Here is a 2,000-nt window from a genome sequence, read left to right as displayed (position 1 = left end):
GGACAGCAGTTCGAGCGTCATCAGTAGATCACCACGCTGCGGATCGATTCGCCGCGGTGCATCAGGTCGAAGGCATCGTTGATCTTTTCCAGCGGCATGGTGTGGGTGATCAGCGAATCGATGTCGATCTTGCCGTCCATGTACCAGTCGACGATCTTGGGCACGTCGGTGCGGCCACGGGCGCCGCCGAAGGCGCTGCCGCGCCAGTTGCGGCCGGTGACCAGCTGGAAGGGCCGCGTGCTGATCTCGGCCCCGGCCGGCGCCACGCCGATGATCACGCTGGTGCCCCAGCCCTTGTGCGCGCATTCCAGCGCCTGTCGCATCACCTGGGTGTTGCCGATGCATTCGAAGGTGTAATCGGCGCCGCCCTTGGTCAGCGACACCAGGTAGGGCACCAGGTCGCCTTCGACTTCCTTGGGGTTGACGAAATGCGTCATGCCGAACTTGCGCGCCATGGCTTCGCGGCCCGGGTTGAGGTCGACGCCCACGATCATGTCGGCGCCGGCCAGTCGCGCGCCCTGGATCACGTTCAGGCCGATGCCGCCCAGCCCGAACACCACGACCTTCGAACCCACTTCCACCTTGGCGGTGAAGATGACCGCGCCAATGCCGGTGGTGACGCCGCAGCCGATGTAGCAGACCTTGTCGAAGGGCGCGTCCTCGCGGATCTTCGCCAGCGCGATCTCCGGCACCACCGTGTACTGGGCAAACGTGGACGTGCCCATGTAATGCAGCACCGGCTTGCCGTCCAGGCTGAAGCGGCTGGAGCCGTCGGGCATCAGGCCCTGGCCCTGGGTCGAACGGATGGCCTGGCACAGGTTGGTCTTGGGGTTGAGGCAGTACTCGCAGGTGCGGCACTCGGGCGTGTACAGCGGGATGACGTGGTCGCCCTTCTTCAGCGTCGTGACGCCCGGGCCGACATCCACCACGATGCCCGCGCCCTCGTGGCCCAGGATGGCCGGGAACATGCCTTCCGGGTCGGCGCCCGACAGGGTGAACTCGTCGGTGTGGCAGACGCCGGTGGCCTTGAGTTCGACCAGCACCTCGCCGGCGCGCGGGCCTTCAAGGTCGACGGTTTCGATGCTGAGCGGTGCACCGGCCTTGTGTGCAACGGCGGCTTTGACTTTCATGCGGCGGGCTCCCTGATGAATGCACACAGGGTAGCGCAGCCCGCGCCAAGGATTCGTTCACGCCTGCCGGCTTATTCCCCGTCGTGGGCCCGGACCCTGAAACGCCATTCGCGCGGCACCAGCCACTGGCCGTCCTTGCCGCGGAAACCCTGGCCGGGCTCGATTTCGTCGTTGAGCTGCAGCACGTGCCGGCCGCCGGCTGCGAAGCGCACGGGAACGACCAGCACCCGGCCGTCCTGCTCCCAGCGCGGCGTGCCGATCACTTCCGGGGCGTCACCGGACAGGGCCACTGAGCCGCCCATCGGCCGGTCGAACTCCAGCCGCAGCTCACCCTCGCCCGGGGCCACCACGCCGTCTTCGAGCGCCGGCGATGCCGAAAGCAGTTGCACGCCTTCAGCCCGGCGAAGCCGCTGGCGCGCGGCCTGGCGGGCATCTTCGGCGGCGATCATTGCCGCCGGGTCGGCACCCCAGCGGGCGAAGAAGTCGAACACCGCCGCTTCGGCCCGTTCGTCGAAACCAGCCTGCGCGCCCACGGCGGCGTCGATCGCGTCGGCCAGCGCGTCCACCCAGGCAAAGCCGCGGCGACGGTCGTCGCGCAGGTTGCGCCAGTAGGGGCCCATGGCGCCGTGGGCGCGGTAATAACGCAGCACCTGCGCACGCACCAGGCTTTCGTTGAGCATGTAGTCCCACTGCCCGTAGGCGGCGGCCTTCATGTCGGCTTCCACCTGCGCATACAGGCGGGACGCGCCCGGGGCGAGCTGGTCGGCATGGGCGGCCACCCAGGGATTGACGAAAGGATGGTGCACTTCGTGCACCAGCAGGCTCGCCGCCTGGTCGGCCGGGTAGGACGGCGCCTGGCCGGCCTCGTGC

Annotated in this window: 2 protein-coding genes; both read right to left on the bottom strand. The window is 68.5% G+C overall.

From position 1 onward, the window contains the following. Nucleotides 1-20: 20 nt before the first annotated feature. On the bottom strand, nucleotides 21-1,130 hold the full coding sequence (locus AACZ35_RS14015; RefSeq protein ID WP_339830348.1) for an S-(hydroxymethyl)glutathione dehydrogenase/class III alcohol dehydrogenase: 1,110 nt from the start codon (nucleotides 1,128-1,130) through the stop codon (nucleotides 21-23). A gap of 71 nt (nucleotides 1,131-1,201) precedes the next feature. Beyond that, a partial coding sequence (locus AACZ35_RS14010) for a DUF4932 domain-containing protein (protein WP_339830345.1) occupies nucleotides 1,202-2,000 on the bottom strand: 799 nt, incomplete at its 5' end.

It is taken from the genome of uncultured Arenimonas sp. (assembly GCF_963976025.1).
GTDB lineage: Bacteria > Pseudomonadota > Gammaproteobacteria > Xanthomonadales > Xanthomonadaceae > Arenimonas.
The sequence above is the reverse complement of the archived record's forward strand: the minus strand, read 5'-3'. Positions and strand labels throughout refer to the sequence as shown.

Coding starts and splice junctions, on each gene's coding strand:
- AACZ35_RS14015 (WP_339830348.1), bottom strand. CDS start 1,130: ATGAAAGTCAAAGCCGCCGTTGCACACAAGGCCGGTGCACCGCTCAGC.